1 protein-coding gene is annotated in these 318 nt (G+C 38.7%); it reads right to left on the bottom strand.

Annotated elements, in window-relative coordinates:
• Positions 1-225 (bottom strand): hypothetical protein (locus tag RMT89_RS42005; protein ID WP_315889020.1); only part of this gene is annotated, 225 nt, incomplete at its 3' end.
• Positions 226-318 lie beyond the last annotated feature (93 nt).

Below are 318 nucleotides of genomic sequence, written 5' to 3'. Positions count from 1 at the left end.
AGTTCCTCTCACCCTTAGGAAAGGTGCGTCTCCCGGTTTTCCACTATTTCCTAAAACCATTAACCCCGGGGCTTTGCCTTGCAAGGTATTCGCTAAGTTTCCATTAGGAACGTTCGCAAATACTTCTCCCTTTACCGAACTTTGAGCACCTGTGTTACTTAGCTTGGTTTGAATGCCATATCCAGTAACAACTACTTCAGATAAGATTTTAGAATCATTTTGCAAAGAGATATTAAAATTGGTTTTTGATCAAATAACGATTTCTTGTGTAAGATATCAGATGGATGAAATTTGCAATATGGTTGCTTTTTCAGGCAC

The organism is Streptomyces sp. P17 (genome assembly GCF_032436805.1).
Taxonomy (GTDB): domain Bacteria; phylum Actinomycetota; class Actinomycetes; order Streptomycetales; family Streptomycetaceae; genus Streptomyces.
The sequence above is the reverse complement of the archived record's forward strand: the minus strand, read 5'-3'. Positions and strand labels throughout refer to the sequence as shown.